Source organism: Edaphobacter lichenicola (assembly GCF_014201315.1).
Classification (GTDB): domain Bacteria; phylum Acidobacteriota; class Terriglobia; order Terriglobales; family Acidobacteriaceae; genus Edaphobacter; species Edaphobacter lichenicola_B.
This window is the reverse complement of the sequence record NZ_JACHDY010000004.1, coordinates 146,190-169,561: the sequence shown is the minus strand read 5'-3', so window position 1 is coordinate 169,561 and position 23,372 is coordinate 146,190. Positions and strand designations below refer to the sequence as shown.

Annotated in this window: 19 protein-coding genes; 9 read left to right on the top strand and 10 right to left on the bottom strand. The window is 59.2% G+C overall.

The window, feature by feature from the left end; all coding sequences use genetic code 11:
* Positions 1–268: 268 nt before the first annotated feature.
* From nadC to HDF09_RS14115, 9 genes are all read left to right on the top strand, one after another.
* Complete coding sequence (gene nadC / locus HDF09_RS14155) at positions 269–1,153, top strand: carboxylating nicotinate-nucleotide diphosphorylase (protein ID WP_183767423.1); 885 nt, start codon at positions 269–271, stop codon at positions 1,151–1,153.
* 7 nt (positions 1,154–1,160) lie between these two features.
* On the top strand, positions 1,161–1,979 hold the full coding sequence (locus HDF09_RS14150; protein WP_183767421.1) for a biotin--[acetyl-CoA-carboxylase] ligase: 819 nt from the start codon (positions 1,161–1,163) through the stop codon (positions 1,977–1,979).
* A gap of 25 nt (positions 1,980–2,004) precedes the next feature.
* On the top strand, positions 2,005–2,820 hold the full coding sequence (locus HDF09_RS14145) for a type III pantothenate kinase (protein WP_183767419.1): 816 nt from the start codon (positions 2,005–2,007) through the stop codon (positions 2,818–2,820).
* Between the two features lie 56 nt (positions 2,821–2,876).
* A complete protein-coding gene (locus HDF09_RS14140) occupies positions 2,877–3,593 on the top strand; it encodes a hypothetical protein (RefSeq protein ID WP_183767417.1) in 717 nt (238 codons plus the stop codon).
* Positions 3,590–4,882, top strand: coding sequence for a 23S rRNA (uracil(1939)-C(5))-methyltransferase RlmD (gene rlmD / locus HDF09_RS14135; RefSeq protein ID WP_183767416.1), 1,293 nt, complete (start codon positions 3,590–3,592; stop codon positions 4,880–4,882). Before HDF09_RS14140 ends, rlmD begins: the two co-directional genes overlap by 4 nt.
* A gap of 395 nt (positions 4,883–5,277) precedes the next feature.
* Positions 5,278–7,758 (top strand): ComEC/Rec2 family competence protein, encoded by a 2,481-nt coding sequence (locus HDF09_RS14130; protein ID WP_406704732.1) that lies wholly within the window; start codon positions 5,278–5,280, stop codon positions 7,756–7,758.
* A gap of 26 nt (positions 7,759–7,784) precedes the next feature.
* A complete protein-coding gene (locus tag HDF09_RS14125; protein ID WP_179636536.1) occupies positions 7,785–8,060 on the top strand; it encodes a hypothetical protein in 276 nt (91 codons plus the stop codon).
* A gap of 67 nt (positions 8,061–8,127) precedes the next feature.
* Positions 8,128–8,652 carry a GNAT family N-acetyltransferase gene (locus HDF09_RS14120; RefSeq protein ID WP_183767412.1) on the top strand — a complete coding sequence of 175 codons (525 nt, stop codon included), beginning with the start codon at positions 8,128–8,130 and terminating at the stop codon, positions 8,650–8,652.
* Between the two features lie 199 nt (positions 8,653–8,851).
* Positions 8,852–9,934 carry a glycoside hydrolase family 27 protein gene (locus HDF09_RS14115; protein WP_260181320.1) on the top strand — a complete coding sequence of 361 codons (1,083 nt, stop codon included), beginning with the start codon at positions 8,852–8,854 and terminating at the stop codon, positions 9,932–9,934.
* An 84-nt stretch (positions 9,935–10,018) separates the two neighbouring features.
* Here HDF09_RS14115 and HDF09_RS14110 read toward each other — a convergent pair whose 3' ends face one another.
* The 10 genes from HDF09_RS14110 to HDF09_RS14065 form a co-directional block, all read right to left on the bottom strand.
* Positions 10,019–11,920 carry an NHL repeat-containing protein gene (locus tag HDF09_RS14110; RefSeq protein ID WP_183767408.1) on the bottom strand — a complete coding sequence of 634 codons (1,902 nt, stop codon included), beginning with the start codon at positions 11,918–11,920 and terminating at the stop codon, positions 10,019–10,021.
* Positions 11,921–11,965: 45 nt separating this feature from the next.
* Complete coding sequence (gene xrtJ, locus HDF09_RS14105) at positions 11,966–13,624, bottom strand: exosortase J (protein ID WP_183767406.1); 1,659 nt, start codon at positions 13,622–13,624, stop codon at positions 11,966–11,968.
* Between the two features lie 61 nt (positions 13,625–13,685).
* Positions 13,686–13,877 (bottom strand): PExPT-CTERM protein, encoded by a 192-nt coding sequence (locus HDF09_RS14100; RefSeq protein ID WP_183767404.1) that lies wholly within the window; start codon positions 13,875–13,877, stop codon positions 13,686–13,688.
* Between the two features lie 259 nt (positions 13,878–14,136).
* A complete protein-coding gene (locus tag HDF09_RS14095; protein WP_221270154.1) occupies positions 14,137–16,833 on the bottom strand; it encodes a M1 family metallopeptidase in 2,697 nt (898 codons plus the stop codon).
* 59 nt (positions 16,834–16,892) lie between these two features.
* Positions 16,893–17,723, bottom strand: coding sequence for a methyltransferase domain-containing protein (locus HDF09_RS14090; RefSeq protein WP_260181319.1), 831 nt, complete (start codon positions 17,721–17,723; stop codon positions 16,893–16,895).
* A 268-nt stretch (positions 17,724–17,991) separates the two neighbouring features.
* Complete coding sequence (gene glk / locus HDF09_RS14085; RefSeq protein WP_183767402.1) at positions 17,992–19,038, bottom strand: glucokinase; 1,047 nt, start codon at positions 19,036–19,038, stop codon at positions 17,992–17,994.
* On the bottom strand, positions 19,039–19,836 hold the full coding sequence (gene pgl / locus HDF09_RS14080) for a 6-phosphogluconolactonase (RefSeq protein ID WP_183767400.1): 798 nt from the start codon (positions 19,834–19,836) through the stop codon (positions 19,039–19,041).
* 104 nt (positions 19,837–19,940) lie between these two features.
* Entirely contained in the window at positions 19,941–21,488 is a 1,548-nt protein-coding gene (gene zwf / locus HDF09_RS14075; RefSeq protein ID WP_183767398.1) for a glucose-6-phosphate dehydrogenase, read from the bottom strand.
* Positions 21,489–21,736: 248 nt separating this feature from the next.
* On the bottom strand, positions 21,737–22,363 hold the full coding sequence (locus tag HDF09_RS14070) for an HAD family hydrolase (protein WP_311719548.1): 627 nt from the start codon (positions 22,361–22,363) through the stop codon (positions 21,737–21,739).
* Entirely contained in the window at positions 22,360–23,211 is an 852-nt protein-coding gene (locus HDF09_RS14065) for an oxidoreductase (protein ID WP_183767396.1), read from the bottom strand. Before HDF09_RS14065 ends, HDF09_RS14070 begins: the two co-directional genes overlap by 4 nt.
* Positions 23,212–23,372 lie beyond the last annotated feature (161 nt).

Genomic DNA, 23,372 nt, shown 5'->3' with positions numbered 1-23,372 from the left:
GCAAGGTTGAAACGGGCACGCTTTACCCCGCAGCCACGCTTTTCCACACAAATATTTTGAAAAGTTGGCGCATTTTTCGCTACTCTAAAACAAGCGTCCAGAACACCACGTTTCACCACCCATCCACCACGATCTCACCAGCGAAATACCACACCAAAACACCCACTTTTCCCAAAACCCCCTCGAAAACAGCCCAAAAACAGCAAAAAACTCCCCGCCACCACGCCCATATTTTTTCCCGGAAAAACAAGAGGTTTAGGATTAGAGAATGGACTGGAAGAGCAAACGGATTCGCACCATCCTTGAAGCTGCCCTGGCTGAAGACAAAGTCGCCAACGACGTCACCACCGCTCTCACCATCCCCCCCAATCTCCGCGCCTCCGGAACCATCATCGCCAAGCAGGCCTGCGTCGTCTCAGGACTAGGCTGCATCCCCGTATTTCTCGATATCTTCGCAAAGATGTCCCCCGCCCCCGTAGGCCGCTTCGAGGTCATCAGCCACCCCGAAATCTTCGACGGCGTCAGCGTGAAGAAGGGCCAAACCCTCGCCGTTATTCGTCATAACGCTGCCGCCATCCTCTCCTGCGAGCGCGTCATCCTCAACCTCATGCAGCGCATGAGCGGCATCGCCACACTCACCAACGAGTTCGTACGGTCAGTCGCCGGCACCAAAACAAAAGTCCTCGACACGCGCAAAACTATACCGGGCCTGCGCATTCTCGATAAGTACGCAGTCTGCTGCGGCGGCGGCGTCAATCACCGCCTCGACCTCCAGGACGGAATCCTCATCAAGAACAATCACATCTCACTCGGCGGCGGCCTCCCAACAGTGCTCGAGCGCGCCCTCGAAGGCCGCAAGACCGGCCAGGTCGTACAGGTCGAAGTCCGCAGCCAAACCGAACTGGACCAAGCCATAGCTGGCGGTGCAGAGTCCATCCTGCTCGACAACATGACACCCTCGCAGGTAAAGAAAGCGATCAAGCAGATTCGCGCCACCCTGCCCAGCGTCCCCATTGAGGCCTCCGGCAACATGAACCTGAAGACAGTGCGCGCCTACGCCTTGGCAGGAGTCGACTTCGTCTCGGTCGGCGCACTCACACACTCAGCCGCCGCAGTCGACCTGAGCATGCGCATCACAGCCGACATCTACTGAGGACAGAGTGGCTGATTCGTTCGATCTACCCACTGTCGTAGCTGCGCTCGCCCGCACCGCCTTCGCAGGCCATTTACAGCATCTCCCAACGGTCGGATCTACCAACCTGCTGGCGTTAGAAGCCGCCCAAGCAGGCGCATCGCATGGCAGCGTGTGGGTCGCCGATGAGCAAACCGCTGGGCGAGGCCGTGGCGGCCACGTCTGGCACTCCATATCCGGCGACGGGCTCTACCTCAGCGTGCTCCTGCGCCCGCAAATAGCCTTAGTCGACGCACTCTGGCTATCCCTCGCAACCGGCCTTGCTGCGCAAGCAGCCATCGCCGCCGTAACGGACCTTAGACCCGATATCCGTTGGCCCAACGATCTTCTTCTCCATGAAAAGAAATGCGGCGGCATCCTGGTCGAAACCTCCTCGATCCCCTCGCAGTCGGACACGCCGACGATGCTTCGGTACGCCGTCATCGGGATCGGCATCAACGTAAACCACGCCAACTTCCCTGCCGAAATTGAACCCTTCGCTACCTCGCTGCGCCGCGAAAGCGGAAGCCCATATCCACGCGAGCGCGTACTGATCGAACTCCTGCGCGCTCTCGATGAAGAGATTCACCTTCTCGAAGACGAGCTACGTGGAACATCCACTCGCCCCAAGCTACTAGAGAGATTCGAGGCCGCCTCAAGCTGGGTGCGCGGCAAACGCGTTCGAGTCGACGAGGACGGCGGATATACTGGCGTGACGACGGGGCTTGCTCCCCGTGGCTTTTTGCGTATCGCAGGAGACGATGGAGCGCTGCATACCGTCCTCTCCGGCGGAGTTCGTCCGTTCTAAACGGAACATGGTGGAGACTCGAACAATGCTACTGGCAATGGATGTGGGCAACACCAACACGGTCCTCGGACTCTACCGGCTGGCCAACGAAACACCGGCGACGGGGCCGGAGTTGGTGGCGAACTGGCGCATCACAACACCCTCGTCGAAACTGACCAGCGATGAGTTCGGCATTCTCCTGCGCAATCTGTTTAGCCTGAAGGGGCTGGAGATTGGAGTCGTCGACGGCATCGCCATCTCATCGGTAGTACCCCCACTGGACTCGACTCTGCGTCAGGTCTGCGAACTGTACTTTCATGTGAGGCCCGTCTTCGTCGAACCTGGCGTGAAGACCGGCATTCCCGTCTTGACCGATAATCCCGCTGAACTCGGCGCCGACAGAATCGTCAACTGCATCGCAGCCTTCGAGCGCTTTGGGGGACCCTGCATCGTTGTAGATATGGGCACCGCAACAACCTTCGACGTGCTCTCAAAAAAAGGGGAGTTCCTCGGCGGAGCGATCGCCCCGGGACTAGGCATCTCGGCCGATGCCCTGTTCTCGCGCGCGGCCCGGCTGCCGCGAATCGATATCAAAAAACCCGCGAAGGTCATCGGAACCGGAACCGTCGACAACATCCAGATCGGCCTCTACTACGGCTATATCGGGCTCGTCGATGGCATCCTCGAACGCATGATCGCCGAGATGGGACCCGAGACGAAAACCGTCGCCACCGGCGGCCTCGCGAAGCTCATTGCCGGCGGATCGAAGTACATCGGAGCAGTGGATGAATTGCTGACCCTGACCGGACTGCGCCTCATCTACGAGCGCAATCTTGACCGGCACAAAAAGCGCGGGACCTAACCACGAAGCACGTTTAGGCACGCTCGTCCGCGCTGGCTTAAGCTGTAGAAGAGCGAATGCAGAACTACTTCAACTACTTTACGGAGATCGAGGAGCGCTTTCAGCAGCGTCGCGGCTCGCTCCTGATGCTCTCTACCCTGGATTGGGCGCTGATCGAGACATGGCGAGAGGCCGGTGTGCCTTTGGAGGCGGTGTTACGTGGAATCGACAACGCCTTCGACAAATATGATGCAAAGGCTCTTCGCGCCACGACAAGAACGCGCAAGGTGAACGGCCTGGCGTGGTGCGCACAGAGCGTGATGGAGGCCGTGGAGCAGGCGGTCGAAGCCTCTATCGGCGCTGCTCCCGCCGCTTCGGCTCAGGCAGCAGAGAGCGGCTTCGAGACCGAACGCGTCGGACGGTATCTCGAGGACAACGCTGCGGCCATCGAGTCGGCAAAGCTGACTCCGCCGGCAGACGCGATGGCCACCGAGATCGCAGTAAGGCTACGAGCCCTGGCCACCGGCCTGCGCGTTGAACACGTGCACTCACTCGAAGAGCTGGACCGAACTCTCAGTGTGCTCGAAGAGAAGATATTTGCCGCTGTGATGACGGCCGCGCCTGAAAAGGAGTTGGTCGCCTTACGCGAACAGGCAGCTCGCGAACTAGCGCCTTACCGCGGCAAGATGCAGGCTGTCCAGATCAAACAAGTGCAGCAACAGTTTCTCCAGAAGCGATTATTGGAAGCTCGCAAACTGCCTCGCCTCAGCCTCTTCTATATGAGCCACGGATGAAGTTACAAATCGAAAAAGCGATCTATGGCGGAGCCGGCCTTGCTCATCGAACAGACGGCGAGTCTGTCTTTGTACCCTTCGTGCTACCAGGCGAATTGGCCGAGGTCCAGATTCAGCAGCACAAAAAGAACTTTGAGGAAGCCTCTCTTCTGCAGGTGCTGAAGGATTCGGAAGACCGTGTCCAGCCAGCGTGTCCACACTTCGGAGAGTGCGGTGGATGTCACTACCAGCACGCACAATATCCCGCGCAGGTGAAGATGAAAGCATCCATCCTGCAGGAGGCGCTCGAACGTGCCGGGTTGAGCGCGCTGCCTGAGATTCAGAGTCATACCGCGGCTGCCTGGGCTTACAGAAATCGTATGCGCCTGCGGATCGAAGAGGTGGATTCCATCCTGAGAGCTGGCTACAACCGGCGCGGCACCAATGAGTTTCTCGCGATTCAGGAGTGTCCCATCACCGTGCCGTTGCTGTGGCGCGCGGCTCAAAGCCTTTTGCAAGTAGCGACTGAGAACACAGCTGTAAAGCGGTGGCTAGGCAACGCTGTCGAAGCGGAGTTTTTTACAACAGCCGACGAAAAGAGGCTGCAGATGACCGTCTTCGTCCGGAAGGATCAACCTGGGTTGGCCTCATTGTGCGATCACATGAAACAGTTCGTGCCAGAGCTCGTGGGAGCTGGCACCTCTCTCCTCAAACTCGCAGGACCACAGCGACAAGTACAGAAGCCGCGCCCTTTGGAAAGTTGGGGAGCACAAGGCTTGAGTTATCCGGCAGGAAACGAAGACTACTGGGTGAGCCGCGGCGCCTTTTTTCAGGTCAACCGTTTTCTCATCGAGGAACTTGTCCGGATCGTCGCAACAAATCGCATCGGACAACTAGCGTGGGATCTATATGCCGGCGTGGGATTATTTTCTCGAGCGTTAGCGAAAACATTCCAGCAAGTAGTGGCAGTCGAGGCTGCCGCCACAGATCTGATTAGCTCCTTCAAAGGAACCGGAAGACGCGCCGTCGAAGCCACCACCGTTGAATTCCTCCGTCAGGCAGTGGTACAACGAGAACGCCCTCAGTTGATCGTCGTCGACCCTCCGCGGGTCGGTGTTGGAGCAGAGGTTTGCTCGCTCCTCGCGCGTGTTTCGGCCCCCGAGCTTGTCTACGTCTCCTGCGATCCCGTGACTCTGGCTCGAGACCTGAAGATGCTGTTAGACGCTGGCTACAAGCTCGAAGAACTGCACCTGGTGGACCTGTTTCCTCAGACGTTTCACCTCGAGACGATCGTGGTTTTGCGCAGATAAACGTAGCCACATTGTGGTGAAATGGTTGGTGAGTGCGGTCCGCAGGCAGAGCATCGAAGACCGGAAGAACCAACGAGCCGAACCCCAATCTCTGGCCGAAGGCGGTCGCACGCGTTCCCGCGCTCGAGTTTCGTCGCGCTCCTCTTCTGACGGCGGTCTGCTGGTTTGCGCTTGGCGAAGCTATGGCGCGGAATCACGCATCAACGGTCATCGTGCTCCTTGCCATGTCACTCCTGTGCTGTCTGACTCTGGCCTGCCTGCGATGGTCTTTCCGGATCGCAATTGTCCCTCTCGCCGCCGTTTGGATGGCGCTCGGCCTCTTCTGCGTAGAGGTGCAGCCCGCTCCATCTACTCAACACGCTCTGAAAATGTACGCAGATGGCCTGAGCCGGCAAGTGAGAGGACGCGTCGTACGGGTTCGCGAGTTAGCCCCTCTTCGGGAAAACTCAGATCAGGATAAGGAAGCAGGTTGGTGGCCGGAGAAAGAGGCTGACGAGGAGGCTGCTGCTGTCGGCGCGCTCTCTGTCGATATTCAAGTCGATGCAGTGGAGGAAGTAACGCCGGACGTTGCGTGGATGGCTCCTGTGAAGGGTGGCGTGCGCATGAATATTGTTCCGGACAAGCTCGCGAAAAGCGCCCCTGCGGCAGATCTCTCCGCATCTGTCAGTCAAGCCCTTCCAACGTTAAAGTGTGGCGACCTCATACAAGCTCCCATGCGACTGAAGGTGGCCGAGTACTATCGTGACCCCGGCGCGTGGCAGTACGCCGACTATCTCCTCGCACAGGGGATCGGCGCTCATGCCAGCGTGCGTACTTCAAAAATCTCCGTACTCGACGAAGCCACATCGACCCTTGCGACGCAGTCCGATCGCACAGCACAGTGGCAGTGCAAGATCTTCGCAGCACAAAGCTGGGCTTCAGGTCGCGTGCTTGGCTACGTCCACTCGCGGGCGAATCGAGGACTTCCGGAGATTCTGCGGCTCAGCCCAGACGACGCCGGGATGCTCAACGCGATGCTGTTTGGCGACCGCGCCGGCCTGAACAAAACGCAGCGTGTAGGCTTCGAGCGCACTGGATCATTTCATCTCTTTGTGGTCTCGGGAATGCACGTTGGCCTGCTGGCTGGCCTTGTCTTCTGGCTGGCTCGCCGACTCAAACTGCACGATTGGCTCGCAACGTCGCTTACCATCGCCTTGACCTTTGGCTACGCCCTGCTGACCGGCTTTGGCGCTCCTGTGCAACGAGCACTCTTCATGACAACGGTCTTTCTCATGGCGCGTCTTTTGAGTCGGGATCGCAACGTACTGAACGCTCTGGGAGCTGCTGCACTGGCTGTACTCGTGCTGTCTCCGAGCGCGTTGTTCGAAGCCAGCTTCCAGATGACGTTTCTCGCGATCGTCGCGATCGGCGGCATCGCGATTCCGTTGGGAGAGCGCAGCTTTCTGCCGTATGCCAACGCCGCGGAGAACCTATGGGACAAGTGGATCGACACGAGCCTGCCCCCTCGAGTGGCGCAGTTTCGGCTGATGCTGCGGATGGGTAGCGAGGCGATTGCCAACATGCTCGGCCACTGGTCCAGAGAGTTACTGCCAGCAATGATTCGTTGCAGTCTCTGGGCGTTGGAGTTGTCGTTGATAGGCGTAGTGGCCGAGATGGTGATGGTCTTGCCGATGGCAGTCTACTTCCATCGCGCAACGATGTTCGCCGTCCCCACCAATATGTTGAGCGTGCCGCTAGTCGCCATTCTCGCTCCCACCGCGGTCGTTACATTTTGCGCCTCCCTCATCAGCCCCTGGTTAGCGCTGTTGCCGGGCGCCATGACGGCTCTGTTGCTCCACGGAGTCAAGGGAGTGATAGGCCACGTCAGCGCAGTTCATGCAGCCGATCTACGCGTACCCGCTCCAGCGTGGTGGGTCGCTATCCTCGCAGTCGTCGCATGGGCCTTCTGCTGCTGGGCCGTACGACGATCCCGCAACTGGGCCTGGGCTGCGGTCGTCGCGCTCCCGCTGGTCGCCTTGATCGTGCTGTGGCCGGAGCACTCGATTGTCACACCCGGCATGATGGAGGTAACAGCGATCGACGTTGGACAGGGCGACTCCATCTTCATCGTCAGTCCGGACGGAGCAACGATGCTGATCGATGCCGGCGGCCCAGTCGGCGGAGTCACCGAAGCCGCAGAAGCTACAAGCCGCTTCGACGTTGGCGAAGAGGTCGTCTCGCCGTATCTCTGGTCACGCAAATTCCGTCGGCTCGATGTGCTTGCCTTGAGCCACGCCCACAGCGACCACATGGGCGGTATGCCCGCGGTTCTTCGCAACTTTCGCCCCCGCGAGCTGTGGGTCAGCATCGATCCGAACTCGGATGCCTACCGTTCGCTGCTGGACGAGGCGAAAGATCTTGGAGTCACCGTACGCCATTTTTATGCAGGCACCCAGGTTGCGTGGGGAAAAACCCAGATAACGATGCTTGCGCCAGAGGCCGGTTACGTCAACCCTCGAGAGCCCATCAACAACGATTCGCTCGTGATGCGGATGCAATACGGCGACGCGTCCGTGTTGTTGGAAGGCGATGCTGAAGCCCCCAGCGAGCGAGAGATGCTCTCGCATGGAAGAGTCGCACCCGTCACCCTCCTGAAGATCGGCCACCACGGCAGCCGCACCTCGACCACCCAGGAGTTCTTCAATGCGGCCGCCCCAAAAGACGCGGTTGTGTCGGTCGGCAAGGGGAATACATTTGGTCACCCCCGCTACGAAGTGATCGAACGAATTGCGAACGCTCGCACTAAGCTGTATCGAACGGATGAGTTTGGCTTGACCACATTCCTGCTGGGACGGGATGGAAAGATCCGTGAGCTTGTCGATGCGTCTAATCCATAGGTAGCTGACTTGATCGGGAGGTTTCGATGGAGTTGAATGGGCCAAATGCTGAGGCTGTCGTGATCAGCGCGGAAGAGCGGGCAGAAGAACAGAAGCTGATCCGCAGAATGCAGATGATGATGAACATGGTGATGCAGGTCATCGCGCAGGACGGGTCTTTGACTGTGGACGAGGCGGCCCAGATGATCGCGGACAGCAGGAGGGCTGCCTTAGCTATGTTCCCCGGAAAAGAGTTAGCCTATGACCTCATCTGGCGACCCCGCTTCCAACGTCTCATGCGCGAACGTTTTCGAATCATGTAGCTTCGGTTGCCCGGCGCTCTACCGCAGCAGAAACCCGCATCGCCGCTCCTGTTACGCTGAGAAGACGATGCAGATCCGGCTGGCAACACAACATGATCTACCGGCGCTGATGAGCCTCGTGCGGCGCGTCGTTCCGCTGATGCGCGCGACAGGCAATCTCCAGTGGGACGAAACCTACCCAAACGACGCCGTCTTTCAACGCGACATCGACCTGAACCAACTCTGGGTCGCCGAAGTGAACGACAGCATCGCCGGCGTCGCTGCAATCACCATGGATCAGGAGCCTGACTACTCCCAGGTCGGATGGGATATTGATGAACCTGCAATCGTAGTGCACCGCCTTGCGGTAGATCCCGCATTCCGCGGCCAGGGAGCGGCCGGTGCGCTCATGCAGAGAGCCGAAGAGGTCGCGGTCGAACGCGGCATCACCGCACTCCGCGTCGACACCAACACCAACAACGAAGCGACACAGCGGCTCTTTCCGAAGCTCGGCTACCTGCTCGCCGGAGAGATCAGTCTCGAGTTCAGGCCGGGGCTGCGTTTTCTCTGTTACGAGAAACGCCTAATCCCCCAGCTAATCCGCGCCTTATAAACCCGAGCCAGGCGATGGAGTCCATGCAAAGGTTAGAATTTCGTGAGCTCGAAGAAAATACCGCGCCGGTTCCGAAGAGGAGTGCATTGCAATGGGTCGAACTCGTTTCGTTGTGAGAGTGTGTTTGGTAATGTTGGCAGTCGTCATAATGCCGGTCTTTGGGCGAGCTTTGGATAACAGCCTAGCGAAGACGCCGCCCATGGGATGGAACAGCTGGAACAAGTTCGGCTGCAAGGGGCTCAACGAGAAGGTCGTGCGCGAGACCGCGGACGCCATGGTGAGCAGCGGCATGAAGGATGCTGGCTATCAGTTCGTCATCCTTGACGACTGCTGGCAGACTGGCCGCGACGCCTCCGGCAATATCGTCGCCGACGCCGAGCGCTTTCCCTCCGGCATCAAGGCGCTAGCCGACTACGTTCACTCGAAGGGCCTGAAGTTCGGTATCTACACCGACGTTGGCACCATGACCTGCGCCAAGCGTCCCGGCAGCATCGGCCACGAGTACCAGGACGCAAAGCAGTACGCGAACTGGGGCGTCGACTACCTCAAAGAAGACTGGTGCAACACTCTCCCCGGACAGAACAGCGAGTCCTCCTACACTCTGATGCGCGACGCACTCGCCGACTCCGGACGGCCCATCGTCTTCAGCATCTGCGAGTGGGGATCGACCAAGCCGTGGCTGTGGGCAGGATCGATCGGAAACCTGTGGCGCGCAACCGCCGACATTCAAGACTGCTGGGACTGCAAGAAAGACTGGGGTGGCAACGGGGTAACTCAGATCATCGACCAGATGAGCGGATTGGAGACCTACGCCGGCCCGGGCCACTGGAATGATCCTGACATGCTCGAGGTAGGCAACGGCGGCATGACCAAGGAGGAGTATCGCGCGCACTTCAGCATGTGGGCAATGTTCTCCGCGCCCCTGCTGGCGGGCAACGACATCTCCAGCATGACGCCCGACACCAAAGAGATTCTGCTGAACAAGGAAGTCATTGCAATTGATCAAGACCCCCTCGGACACCAGGCACGCAGAGTCAAGAAGACCGGAGACCTCGAGATCTGGTCGAAGCAACTGCAGGACGGAGGCCGCGCCGTCGTACTGCTGAACCGCAGCCCCGCAGCCGCGAAGGTCGCCGTAGCATGGACCGACATCGGCTATCCCGACTCCCTGTCTGCCTCGGTACGGAATCTCTGGACCGCAAGCGATCTGGGCAAACAGAGCGTAGGCTACTCCGCCGACGTACCCAGCCACGGCGTGGTCATGCTCACGATCAGACCGTAGCTACCAATCAATAGCAAGACAAAGAGGCTACCGCTTGTATCGTCGCAAACGGTAGCCTCTTTTTTTACATAGCCAAAGTGCCGGCTAAGGTGTCTGAGGCGGTCCCAGCACCGGGGTCTTCACCGGCGTCGCCAGTCCAACGATCTCGGTCAGCGTGTCGTTATTGAAGTCCGTCACCCAAAGATTGCCACTGGCATCGACTGCAATCCCATACGCCTCTGTAAATCCGAAGTCCGACGCATAACCGGCAGTCGGCGACAGGATCGCTCCAGGCGAAGCTGCAGCCGATCCCGCCAGCTCAGTAATCGCGTGGCTATGCAGATTCGCAACCCATACATGACCCGATCCATCGATCGCGATCCCCTGCGGAGCAAGTATGCTGGCCTTGTTATCGCTGTAGCCGGTCGAGACTACGGATCCATCATTCGCAAGCTCACTGATACTGTTGCCGGTCTGATTCGCGACCCACACATAGCCTCGTTGATCAACGGCGATACCGTCCGGCCCATTGCCGCTGCTGAAGCTGGTTATCTGGCTCCCGTCAGCAGAGACCTTGCTGACAGTATCGTTGCCAAAATTTGCCACCCAGCCGTTATGGCCCGAATCGATTGCAACCGCAAGCGGAAAGCTCAACTGCAGCGATTGAATCCCGTTCGCCCCCGACAGTAGCTGACCAGTGCTCGAGAGCAGGGTGACCCTCGAGTTGCCATAATCGGGGATCCACACTGTTCCATTCGCATCAATCGCGATTGCCGTCGGATAGCTGATCCCCCCAGCACTGTACCCCGTAGCGCCGGAGAGCACCTGGCCGGTCGAACTGAGCTCCGTCACACTACCAAAGCCGTTGTTGACTCCGGGGCTTCCTCCATCCGGAACCCAGATATTCCCCTGCAGATCGATGGCAAGCGCATCCGAGTCGAGCAGCCCACCGCCTGTAATGCCATTCGAAAACTTCGGAGTTCCTGTCGTCGAAAATTCAGCCACGGCACCAGAATACGTCGACACCCAGATGTTGCCAGCCCCGTCCACGCCGACGCCCGACGGATTCCTCGTGTCGATGCCCCCTCCGTGATAGTTGATGTCGAGGGTCCAGTCCGCCGGCGCCGCGGAGGGTACCGGGGAAAAGGGCGCACCGCTGGCGGGAAGCTGCGCAAACAGCGTGGCAACGTTACTCCCCGGATTGCGCACGATGTTCAGAACGGCATCCAGCGTATTCGACGGAGCCGTCCCGCCATTCGGTGTAATCGCAGAGAAGAGCGCGCCGCACCCCGACGCCGTGGCCGTGCAGTTGTTGAGAAGGTCAGCAACGAGATTGATCTTCTCTACGGCAAACGAAGAGTCTCCGGTAGAGGGAAAAGCCGTCCCCGGCGCGGACCCCTTGGTGAGGTTCGCGAGATTCGCCACTGTAGCCACGGCATTAGCCAGTCCCTGGGCATTGGTCGCACTCGCTCCAAGATTGCCCTCGCTTCCAAAGAACTGGGCAAGGCCCCAGGCAGTAGCCGCGGTCGTCACCTCGTTGACCACGAACTGAGCCCCAGCCGTAATCTGATTGCAGGCGCCGAGCGCGCTCGCAAGAGTAATCGCCGAATTATTTGGAGCGCCTCCTACCTGACCTCCGCGAACCACAACATAGATCTCCGAGGCGGCAAGAGGACAGGCGTACCCCGCAGCCACCGTGAAAGCTCCCGTAGCATCGGTGGTGAGTGCGTTCGTAAGCAGGGACGTCGAAGCCGAGCCATTCCCGCCGGTTCCAGCTGCATAAAGCTGAATGGCCGCTCCAACAATCGGCAGAGAACCCGCCATCGCTTTTCCGGAAAAACTCACGCCTGGATTGGTCGGTGGGGGTGGCGGCGGTGGAGTCACAGGCGGCGGAGTCACAGGCGGTGGTGTGGTAACGGGCGGAGTGGAGCTGCTCCCGCATCCCGCAAGCGAGCAAGCCAAAACCCCGACCATCACCACGCTGAAAAGTCCCTGAAAGTTGCGCAAAAGTAATCTCACTGGATGGCCCAAAGATATCAAAGCTGGATACAGTTACTGTCGGTAAGGCTTCGTGAGTCCGTCCAGATCCACCGAGCCGAGGAAGAAGCGAAGATCTGTCGTTAGCTGCTGTCGCGCAATCTCCACCGGCAGCGTCGTGTCGATCGTCTCGACCTTCAGCAGGATCGGGATGGGGCGCTGCGCTTCCTGCGATAACAAAGACTGAGAGGTAGGCTTGCTGTAGACGAATCCGAAGTGGGTGCGGTCGCTCGAATACTCTCCGCACGAACCGCTATTGCAGATGGTCGTCGCCTCAAGATATTGCGTCGCGCCGTCGTTGAAGAAGGAGCCCGAAAAACCAATCGGCCCGTTGGCAGTGGGCATCGAGAGCTGGTCCCGCCAGATCGGATCCTCCCCACGCGCCGAGTGGCAGATCAGCGTATCGTGAGACCCCATCACCGGCGAAATCCCGATCGACACATGCGCTCCACCATCTGCCGGAGCGTACTCGGCCCAATGATAGATCAGCGGACCAGTGAAAAGATTCTCGTTCCAGGTACGCGTCAGGGTATAGCTCCCGATCCGCTCGGGGAACTGTCCGGGCGCGTTCTGATCGGCCTTCCTCTGAGCAGCGGCGCTACCGCTGTGCGTGCCCACATAGCCGCGTGCAACTCCATAACAACTGACCAGTACCAGCGCAAGCATTCCGGCAAAACGGAGATAGAAAGATCGTCCCGCAACTGCGCCAGCCGAAGAAGACGAAGTCAGAGAAGAAGGCTTGATCTGGCCCGGCGACTCGCTCAGACGGCGGACAACGTGGAACAGAAGAAAGGTGCTCAGAAGAAAGAGGCATGCCCCAATCACATAATCCCCCATCTCAGCCTTGCTCCGCAGAGAAGGGACGTGCAGCGCCACGATGTAATAAAGAACCAGAATGCACAGCCGCGCAAAGTTGAAGACGTAACCCAGCAGGACCGCGCCGGCCACCACCGCAGCATGCGCATACCAGCGAAAGCGATACACGTAGCCCGCGATCAGCGCAATGAATCCCATGGTGACCGCGCCCCGAATTCCATTGCATCCCGGAGCGATAAACATGCCGAACTCCGGAGTGAACATCAGCCGAAGCTGGTCCGGGCTCAGGGGCTGACCCAACGCAATTGCGAAAGCGCGAGCCACGTGGGCCGAGGCGCGCTGCAACGGCAAATCGACAAACACGTTGAAGATGTGAGGAATCGGATTGACAAACCACAGCAGGATAAGCGGAAACAGCGAAGCCCGGAACAGCCGCCTCCCGCCAAACAGCAGGACCACCCCCGCGCCATACGCGAAGGCCACAAGCGAGTGAGGTGGAATGTAAATCGACCACTTCGGCGAGAACACGAACACCAGAACCGCCTGGTCCCGGATATGCACGACCACGGCCGTGACCACCAGGACGACCAGGCCCCACCAGCTGCCCTCCATCTCCCATCCAATTGAGCGCCATGCCCGCAGAACCAGTACAAAGCTGACCAGCGGAATAAACATCCCAATCGACTTGAGAGCGTCCGTGGTCCAAAGATTCCAAAGAGCGCTCACGGTCGAAAAGATGGTCGATAGACCAAACACCGCGACAATCGCCGCGAATCCTGCGGCCCGGGGCAGGCTTAGCCCTGCCGCCCCAGCCGATCGGAGTGGGCTGACTTCAGCGGTAGCAGGTAAAGTTGACATGCGATCTTTAATCCAGGCCAGCGCACCAGGGGAGTATTTGGTGGCAAGTCCCAGTGGCGGCTTACTTGGAAGAGTTGCGACGAGCCTTGATGCGAGCGCGTACCGAAACGAAAAATGCACCTGCGGAGCCTACAACAGCGAGAATGGCTGTCGGATTCTCCGGAGAGTTCACGCAACCGTCTTGAGCGTGCAGAGGGAGGGCGACGGAAGAGAGGAGGGCGATGCCGGCTAGTAAGAGACAGGTTTTCTTCATTGGTGTCCTCAATTGGGAAGGTACCGTTACGAAAGTTGAAAGTCAACGCAGAATGACTTCCACTTCATAACACTTTTGGGTACCCTGATTATTTTTACCAGTTGTCTATAAAATCCCGCCCAGGGCACCGCCGGTTCACCGCCCCGCCGCCGCAAAACGGACGCCCCAAAGGACTTGCCTCCTCTCTCCCCGCCCTGCGGAACCAAAGCTGCTATGTCCCCAACCCGCCTGGACTTAAGTTGTATAGACCCCATCTTCCTCACTTGGCCTGGAGCTGAAGCCAGGCATGCAGCTTCGGCTCTTGGACTGTCTGCAATTTAATGCAGTCGTTGATACTATCAACAGCCTTTGCCAGGGTCCGTTCCGCTGCCGCAACCTTATGCGTCGCGAAGAAGCTGCTTATCTGGTCCCTCTGTTCGACCGTGCAGAAGGCCCCGGCAGCCCCCACCACCTCAGCCCCGGACGACACCGTCAACTGGGCGCTCACCCTCTCCCAGTTCCGCCGCATGTACTCCCAGGCCTGATCGCGGGTCGCGCGCTCGCGCAGCAGCTCCGTCAGCATCGCCCAGCTATCCTGATTTCGCACCTCTCCCGAGGCGATCAGGTCGAGTGTGCGCCTTACCAGCGCAGGATCGCGAAACCGCGCCAGCAGCAGCAGCGCGTCGGTCTGCTCTCCCGGATCGCTGAAGTTCCTGCTCACTGCGAGCACCTTGTCGTAGAGCGCTGCATCGCCATTGGCCGCGCTCACCTGCACGGCCGCGTCCGCCAGCGCCGAATCAAGCGTCCTGTCCTTTTTGTTGTCCACTGCGAAGACTCGGGCAGTCAGCAGCTGCGCCTCAGACAGAACCGCGGTATCGTGCGCCTCCCCCAGCAGTTCGAACAGCGTTCCGCGAAGCTGCCGCCGGTCAAACGACTCCTTCTTCTCCGGGCTCCCGAGGGCCGAATACACCGGCCCAAACTGCCGCTTCAGCACCGCGGCCAGTGCAGCGCGATCCTCGTCACTGGCTATCTCCGAATCGATCTTCTGGATCTGCTGATGAGCCGTATCGAGCACAGCCGCACTGGAGTCTTCCTTCAAGGCCAAGATCAGATTTAGAAAATCCCCAACATCCGCCTGCCCCGACTGCACGAGCGCCCAGCGATCGCCCAGCAGCCCGATCCGCTCTGGCGGCGTCATCGAACTCTCCGCCTTGGCCGTAATCGCGCTGAGCTGCGCCGGAGTGTAGGCCGTCCGGTAGTACCCCTTCGCCCCCGCATTGGCATAAAAGAACGGCATCCCGGCATCCATCGGCATCGGCAGGCTCGAGTCCCCAGGCGTCAGCACCCGGCAGATCGGCTGGCCGTTCGACTTCAGGCATACCGGCAAAGTCCACTCCGGCAGCTGCCCAGCCAGCGGGCGGTTGGTCTCCTCAGCCGAAAGGAAAAACCTGCTCTGCATCACCGGAACACTCCCTGCCTGCCTCTCAGAGAACGTCAGCAGCGGCACCCCAGGCTGCGTCACAAAGCTCGACATGATCCGATCCACCGGCAGGTGCGAGTTCGCCGTCTGCGCACTCCAGAAGTCCTCCGCGGTCGCATTCCCATACAGATGCGCCTGCAGGTAGTTATGCACGCCCTGCCGAAAGACCTCCTTCCCCAGATAGTTCTCAACCATGCCGATCACGGCCCCGGCCTTGCCATACGCAATCCCGTCGAACATCTCGTTGATCTCATCCGGCGTACTGGCCGTCGCGCGTATCGTCCGCGTAGTCCGCTGAGCATCAAGGTTCAGCGTCTCGTTCAACCCCTGCGCGTCGTCCTGGTCGAAGTTCCACTCCGGGTGCCACGCAGCCGCCGGCTTGGTCTCCATCCACGTCGCAAATCCCTCGTTCAGCCACAGATTGTCCCACCACTGCATCGTCACCATATCGCCGAACCACTGGTGCGCCATCTCATGCGCCACTACAGCCGCAACCCGCTTCTTCTCGGGAATATCGCCGGTCTTCCCATTCACCAGCAGGTCAGTCTCGCGATACGTAATGCAGCCGAAGTTCTCCATCGCGCCCGCTTCAAAGTCCGGCAGCGCAACCATATCCAGCTTCGGCATCGGATATTTAATCCCGAAGTACGTGTCGTAATAATGCAGAACGTACTTCGCCGACTCCAGCGCAAACCGCGTCAGCTCCACCTTGTCCGGCGTCGAGCACACACGAATCGGCACCCCATCCGACTTGCCCTCCGTGCATTTGAAATCCCCCACCAGAAACGCAACCAGGTAGGTCGACATCTTCGGCGTCGTCGCAAACCGAATCGTATGCTTGCCCGCCACCGGCCCCGCCTTATCCGAGATCATGTTCGAGTTAGAGATCGCCGTATCGCCGCTATCGACGACCACCGCAATGTCATACGTAGCCTTCAGCGCCGGTTCATCGAAGCCTGGAAACGCGCGCCGCGCATCGGTAGGCTCAAACTGCGTCACCGCATAGTTCCGCGCTTTAGTCTTCGAAAGATAGAACCCCCGCAGCTTATCGTTCAGCACCCCCGTATACCGAATCGCCAGCGTCACCCTTCCCGCGGGCAGCTCCTCGGCAAAGCTAAACGTAGCCTGCTCCATCTCCCCGTCCAGCGTCACCGTCGCGGTCTGCGGATGCCGATCCGCCTCAACCGGGTTCAGCGGCCTCGGCTGCGATCCCAGCTTGCCATACGAGTACGCGGCCACCGGCAGAACATAGGCCCTCACCTCGCCAAACTTAAGCTCCGCCGCATTCAGTGTGATCCGCTTGCTGGGAGCATCCAGCACAACATCGATCGTCTCTTCCCCACTGAAGGTCGCCGCCTTCAAATCCGGCGTAACCGTCAGTCCATAGTGCTCCGGGTGTACCCCGGCAGGCAGCCGCTGCGCCTGCACTCCAACGCTTGTGACAAGAAAAAGTACAAAGGCAGAGAAGACAGAAGCAGAGTTGCGAACGAAGATCAAAGAGGGCCTCGAAACGAAGATATTGTTTGTGTAAGGGGAGCGCCGTCGCGGCAATCTACTTACTTGACCCGTCCCACGCAAAGCCGCGCCGGACGGTGCTCCGTGATTGAGACGTTCCCCACGCCAATCTCGGCAGCAGAGCACAGCCTCTGCCAGTCCTCCACCACGAAGCTGCGCCGGATCGACACCGGCCCATCGTTCTTCACGAACCGGTGCCAGTTCGCAAACCGCGCCCATAGCCGAAACAGGTGGTAGGGCCCCGGCTTGCGATGTAGATCGTCGATGAACCACCCACGCCGCGCCGTCTGCTCCATCCAACGCAGAAACAGCACGATCTGCGCATTCGTCAGGTGGTGCGTTAACAAGGAACAGAGGACAACGTCGATAGGCCCCTGCGTGTGATCGGCCAGCGCATCCCCAACCAGCCACTCAATCTGCTGGCTCGGCGGCGTAGCCTCCCGCGCGGCGCGAATCGCATCCGGATTCAGATCGATGCCCGTCAGCGTCACCGCAACTCCCCGCCTGGCCGCCCATCGATCGATCTTCCGCAGTGTATCTCCATAGCCGCACCCCACGTCCACCACGCGCAACGGAGCCGCCGAGCGAGGATGCGCCGCCACCAGATCTTCCAGCCAGCCCAGCGTAGGCCGCTGCGCAAACGTCAGCCGGTTGACGCGGGCAATATCATGCAGGCACGCGCGGAGCTCCTCATAAGGGCAAGGCAGATCCATCAACTCAATCAGATCGGCACGCTGTGTGAAGTCGAGCCCGCCCGAAAACGCCGGCGAAGGAAACGCCGATGGCGAAGCTACTGCAATGTCTTCGGAAGAACGGGCATCGAGAATTTCCTGCGACGCGATTTCGGGGGACGTAATAGAAGTGGTGGGCAAGATGGGTCGCGATCAGTATAACGGCTTGAGAGAAAACGGCTTGAGGGAAACCTGCCCCACAAAAAAGAAGTCCTATATATATAACTGATCCAGGACCCGAATATTCCCGGGATCAGCCTCTCTCCTCTGACTCAATCTCTTTCGCAAAGAAAGCACCTTCCAGAGATTTCATCCCCAGCACATTCTGTCAATCCCCCCGAGTGCGAAAAGACCACTCTTTTACAACATTCACAGGCGGAGACGTTCCTTCGATTGCCCATGAAACACACTACGAAGCCTTAACCGAAGCCGCGCGCTCCGAATAACCCGCGTTCTCCGACGCACGAGCCTCCGCATAAGCCGCCGCCCCCAGCAGAGCACAGGTATCGTCCAGAATCACGCGAACCGGCACCGACTCGACCATCGGCGACAACCGCCCCTTGTCGATGAAAGCCTGGGTAAAGGTGCCGTTCTTCAACGTCTTCAAAATCTTCGGAGCAATACCCCCGCCAAGATACATCCCGCCCGTCGCAAGCACCTGCAGCGCGATATTGCCCGCCTCCGCCCCATAAGCCCCAGCGAAGATCTTCATCGTCTCGAAGCACAACGAGCTGGAGCCATCCTCGGCACACTCCCCGATCACAGCGTTCGGATCCTCCGTCTGCATCCGGTCATGCAGCCACCCCGGCTCATCGATCTTCTCCACATCGCGCAGAAAGGCGTAGACATTCTTGATGCCAATACCGGAGACAACCCGCTCCCAGCTAACGCGTCCCTTCAGCGTAGAGCGCAGGTACTCCAGCAGCGCAATCTCGCGATTACTCCGCGCCGCAAAGTCGGCATGGCCGCCCTCCGACGCGATCGGACGGTGCTTCTGCCCATCCCAGATCAGCAGCGCCTGGCCCAGCCCCGTCCCCGCTGCCATCAGGCCCGCATGCCCGGTAGCCTCGAGATCGCCCTCGTGCAGCGTAAAGATGCTCTCCGGCGCAAGCTCGGGGATGCCATAACCGGTCGCCTCAAGATCATTGATCAGAGATATATGAGGAATCGAAAGCGACTTCACCAGGTCGCGTGTATCCAGCGTCCAAGGCAGGTTCGTCAGCTTCAGACGCCCATCGCGAACCGGCCCCGGACACCCGAAACAAGCCCCAAAGATATCCCCTCCCTGCGTCGCGTTGGTCCCGTCCCCAGCCAGAAACTTATGAACCACATCGTCCAGGCTCACATACTCAACCGCAGGAAACTTCTGGTCGCGGATCTGGTGCAGACGCCCATTGGCGAAGTCGTACAGTGCAAGGTGAACCTTTGTTCCGCCAACATCCCCAGCGAGAATCATCTATTTAAGCTCCAAAGTTCCGGTCGAATCCGAATTCGCCGGTGCAGGCAGCTTAGCCGCTGCAGCCGAGTCGAGCAAGAGGGTCAGTTGTCCGCTGGCCGGACGAATCAGCTGCGAAGGGTGCACCTCGGGTTGGTACGGACCCAGAAAAACATCGTGCAGAACCTGCGTCTTGCCCGCGCCCTCGATCAAAAACGCCACCTCCCGGCCCTGGTTGATCACCGGCCAGGTCAGCGTGATGCGCCACGTATCCTTCTGCGGAACGTGGTTTGGCACCACAATGTGGCTCATCTCGTTCAGCGCCTCGGTATGCGGAAACAGCGACGCCGTATGCCCATCGTCGCCCATACCCAGCAGCACCAGGTCGAACGTAGGAGTCTCCGCGCCCTCAAGCTTGAACGTATTTCGAATCGTCGATTCGTAGCGCGCCGCAGCAACGTCAGGTGCGAGCTCTCCCTCCATCCGGTGCACCCGCTCCGCCGGCAGCGGAACCTTCGAGAGCAGTGCCTCCTTGGTCATGCGGTAGTTCGACTCCGCATTGTCAGGCGGCACGCAGCGCTCATCCACCCAGTAGAGATCGAGCTTGTCCCACGGAACCTGCTTGAGAAACGGCTCCGCCGGGTCCGCGAGCAGGCCGAACATCGTCTTAGGCGTCGTGCCGCCAGAGATGGCGATGCGAGCCAGCCCGCGCGACTGTGCGGCCTTCCCCGCGGCCTCGGTAAAGAGCTGCGCAGCGGCCCGAGCCGTGGCTGCTGGTGTTGGCGATACGCGAAAGGTAACAGAAACTGGACGGGGCATAGGATCTCGCTACAAAGAATTTGAACTACCAACAATCCGAAAACGGACGAACTCCGGAACAAGTTTCACAAATATCCCGGAGTCCAGCGCGCCGTAACACTGTCCTACAGCTTCTCCCACTTCCGGTCATCCTTCGCCAGAAGCTCATCCGCGCACTCCGGCCCTTCAGTGCCAGCCGCGTAGTTGGGGAAGTGCTTGGCCTCAACCTTCGCCCACGCCTCGAGGATCGGCGTAAACAGCGCCCAGGTCGCCTCAACGCCATCGCGGTGCGCGAACAACGTCGCATCACCCAGCATCGCATCCAGCAACAGCCGCTCATACCCGTTCGCCGAAGACTTGCCGAACGCATCCGCGTAGCTGAACGCCATGTTCACCTGTGCAAGATTGGTAGTCGGCCCAGGAACCTTCGCGCCAAACTGCAGCGAGATCCCCTCATCCGGCTGAATCCGCATCTTGATGATGTTCGGAGCAATATTGTCCTCGCTGCTGTTGGACTTGAAGAGGTGCAGCGGCGGCTGCTTGAACACAATCGTCACCTCCGTCACGCGCTTGGCCAGCCGCTTCCCGGCGCGCAGGTAAAACGGAACGCCCGCCCATCGCCAGTTTTCGATCCCCAGCCGGATCGCAGCAAAGGTCTCCGTGCTCGAGGTTGGCGAGACACGATCCTCTTGCCGATACCCAACGACGTCCTTGCCATCCACCTTGCCCGGACCATACTGTCCACGCACTGTGTTGTTGACAGGAATGCCCTCAATCGCACGCCAAACCTTCAGCTTCTCGGTACGCACCGCCTCAGCTTCAAACGAGTCCGGTGGTTCCATCGCCACAAACGAGAGAACCTCCATCACATGGTTCTGCAGCACATCGCGAACCGCGCCGGCCTTCTCGTAGAACGGCCCACGCCCTTCAATACCAATCGACTCAGCAGCCGTAATCTCGACATGGTCGATGAAGTTGCGATTCCACACCGGCTCAAAGATCCCATTGCCGAAGCGAAACACCAGAATGTTCTGAACCGTCTCCTTCCCCAGGTAGTGATCAATGCGGAAGATCTGATCTTCAGCCAGCACATCGTTGATCTCGTCGTTCAGCTTGCGCGCCGACTCTAAATCGGTGCCAAACGGTTTCTCGATGATCACCCGCACCCAGTGCTTGTCCCCGGCCTCGGGACTTGCCATACCATGCTTGCCCAATCGGCGTGTGATGTCGGCAAAGAACTCCGGCGCCACCGCCAGATAGAACAGCCGATTGCCCTTCGTGTTGAACTTGCCATCCAACTCCGCCAGGTGCGCCTTCAACTTATCGAAGCCAGCATCGTCGTCGAACTCCGTCGCGAAGTAAGAGATGCGATCCATAAACGGCTTCAGCTTCGGATCGTTCTCCTCAACCCCGCCGCCCTTCAGAATGCCTTCCTTCATGTCAGGGCCAAACGTTGCGCTCAGATCGCGACGCGCCACCCCGACCACCGCGAAGTCCTTCGGCAGAAGTCCCGATTGATCCAGGTGATAGAGCGCCGGCAAAAGCTTCCGCTTAGTCAGATCGCCCGAGGCTCCAAAGATAACCACGATGCAGGGCTCCGGCACGCGCTCACCCTTCTTGGTGGCATCCACCGCTGCTGCCGATACGCCGACTGGTACTGTACTTGCGCTCATAATTCGCTCCTTACAAACCTTCCGTGCTGTGCCGACCGATAAAAATCCGCTGGCAGATGAAATTCAAGGTCCGTGCGTGGCGCCAAATCCATCGCCTCACACGTCCAGCAAAACTACGTCCTTTTCACGTCGTGACCACCAAAGGCCCCGCGCATGATCGAGATCATGCGATCCGTAAAGTTGTTCTCCTCGCGCGAACGAATCCGGCGCCCAGTCCGATGATTCCCAGTTCCATCTCTCTTCCTTCCTTATGCGGCCCGTAACCCAAATTGTGCAAGCTCATCTCTCAGCTGAGTGGGTGACTCAAAACAAATCGTCTGCATTCCAAAAGCTGCCGCGGCGTCACAGTTCTCAACCTTGTCATCGATAAACAACGCGGTCTCCGGCAGGTGGCCGGAGATCTCAATCGCAGCGCGATAGATGCCGGGATACGGCTTCATCTCATGCACGTAGCCCGAACAAATAAAGTAGTCGAAAAACGGCCGCAGCCGAAACGCATTCAGCCGATGCTCGTTCAGTTCACGGCTCTCATTGTTAAGCGTGGCCAGCATATACCGTCCAGAGGTAGCCAGCTCTCCAAGAATATCGAGGCTCTCCGGATGAAGAATCCTGCTCTCCGCACACACCTGCGGCCAAAGCTCGTCAAAGGTCAGATTCGGATTCTGGTTCAGCACCGTGTCGTTAAAGAACTGTTCCGCCGTCGAAAGCCCGCGCTCCCACAGGTAGTTCGCCTCATCATGACGCGACTCGTAGTCCGCCAGATCCACACCCAGACGAGTCAGAACCTCCGTACGTTCGCCTTTATCCCACCCATTCGTGAGCAGAACTCCGCCGATGTCCCAGAAGATCGTCTTGATGTACGAGGAAGAACTCACTCACCCTCCGGAAAATCTGCCCCAACCGTCACCGGCTCCCACGCTGCAATCTCTTTCTGCCAGCTATCCAGCTTGCCGCGAAACCGCTCGAGCGCGCTCGCCCCCAGCAGAAGATGCAACGGAGGATTCAGCGACTCCACAACCTCGATCATCGCCCGAACCGCACGCAGCGGATCGCCCTTCTGCTTCCCATCGTTCTCAGCAAAATACTTCCGCATATTTCCAGCAGTGTTGTCGTAGTCCGAAATCTTCGTCTCAGCAATCACACCCGAGCGTCCCAGAAAATCAGTACGGAACGGCCCCGGTTCAATCACCGTAACGCGAATGCCCAACGGCGCAAGCTCCGCCGCCAACGCCTCCGAGATCCCCTCCACCGCAAACTTGCTCGCGTTATACATCCCGATGCCCTGCCCGCCAATCAAGCCGCCGATCGAGGACAAATTGAGAATGTGCCCACTGCGCTGCTTGCGAAGATACGGAAGAAACGCCCGAGTCACCTTCAGCAGGCCGAAGACATTGGTCTCAAACATCGGCATAAACTCCGCCTCTGAGACCTCTTCAATCGCGCCCGCAACTCCATAGCCCGCATTGTTGACCAGAACGTCTATCTGTCCGAACTGCGCAAAAGCCTGCGTTACGACCGAGTCCACCTGACCGGCATCTGTAACATCCAGAGTCAAAGCCTTCGCACTCTGCGGATACTGTCTTTCAAGATCCGCAATCTTGTCCAGCTGCCTGGCAGTCGCTACCACCTTACCGCCAGACTTCAAAACCTCTTCGGCAAGCAGTCGGCCAAAGCCGGTCGATGCTCCCGTGATAAACCAGACACGTTGAATCGATTGAGTCATGATCTCCAGTGCTCCAAAGGGCTGCGCCACGTGGCCCAAATCAAATGAGAGGCCGTACGGCCACCGAAGGAAAGCGACAACACCGTCTCTGGCCCCGCCGACTCCGACATGATGCGTGATTCGTCTGCAATCCTCTCCGCCTCAAACCATCACCTGAAAGC

Excerpts from the sequence above, each read along its gene's own strand:
- nadC (WP_183767423.1), top strand. The coding sequence starts at position 269 with ATGGACTGGAAGAGCAAACGGATTCGCACCATCCTTGAAGCTGCCCTG.
- HDF09_RS14145 (WP_183767419.1), top strand. The coding sequence starts at position 2,005 with ATGCTACTGGCAATGGATGTGGGCAACACCAACACGGTCCTCGGACTC.
- HDF09_RS14140 (WP_183767417.1), top strand. The coding sequence starts at position 2,877 with ATGCAGAACTACTTCAACTACTTTACGGAGATCGAGGAGCGCTTTCAG.
- rlmD (WP_183767416.1), top strand. The coding sequence starts at position 3,590 with ATGAAGTTACAAATCGAAAAAGCGATCTATGGCGGAGCCGGCCTTGCT.
- HDF09_RS14125 (WP_179636536.1), top strand. The coding sequence starts at position 7,785 with ATGGAGTTGAATGGGCCAAATGCTGAGGCTGTCGTGATCAGCGCGGAA.
- HDF09_RS14120 (WP_183767412.1), top strand. The coding sequence starts at position 8,128 with ATGCAGATCCGGCTGGCAACACAACATGATCTACCGGCGCTGATGAGC.
- HDF09_RS14115 (WP_260181320.1), top strand. The coding sequence starts at position 8,852 with ATGGGATGGAACAGCTGGAACAAGTTCGGCTGCAAGGGGCTCAACGAG.
- xrtJ (WP_183767406.1), bottom strand. The coding sequence starts at position 13,624 with ATGTCAACTTTACCTGCTACCGCTGAAGTCAGCCCACTCCGATCGGCT.
- HDF09_RS14100 (WP_183767404.1), bottom strand. The coding sequence starts at position 13,877 with ATGAAGAAAACCTGTCTCTTACTAGCCGGCATCGCCCTCCTCTCTTCC.
- glk (WP_183767402.1), bottom strand. The coding sequence starts at position 19,038 with ATGATTCTCGCTGGGGATGTTGGCGGAACAAAGGTTCACCTTGCACTG.
- pgl (WP_183767400.1), bottom strand. The coding sequence starts at position 19,836 with ATGCCCCGTCCAGTTTCTGTTACCTTTCGCGTATCGCCAACACCAGCA.
- zwf (WP_183767398.1), bottom strand. The coding sequence starts at position 21,488 with ATGAGCGCAAGTACAGTACCAGTCGGCGTATCGGCAGCAGCGGTGGAT.
- HDF09_RS14065 (WP_183767396.1), bottom strand. The coding sequence starts at position 23,211 with ATGACTCAATCGATTCAACGTGTCTGGTTTATCACGGGAGCATCGACC.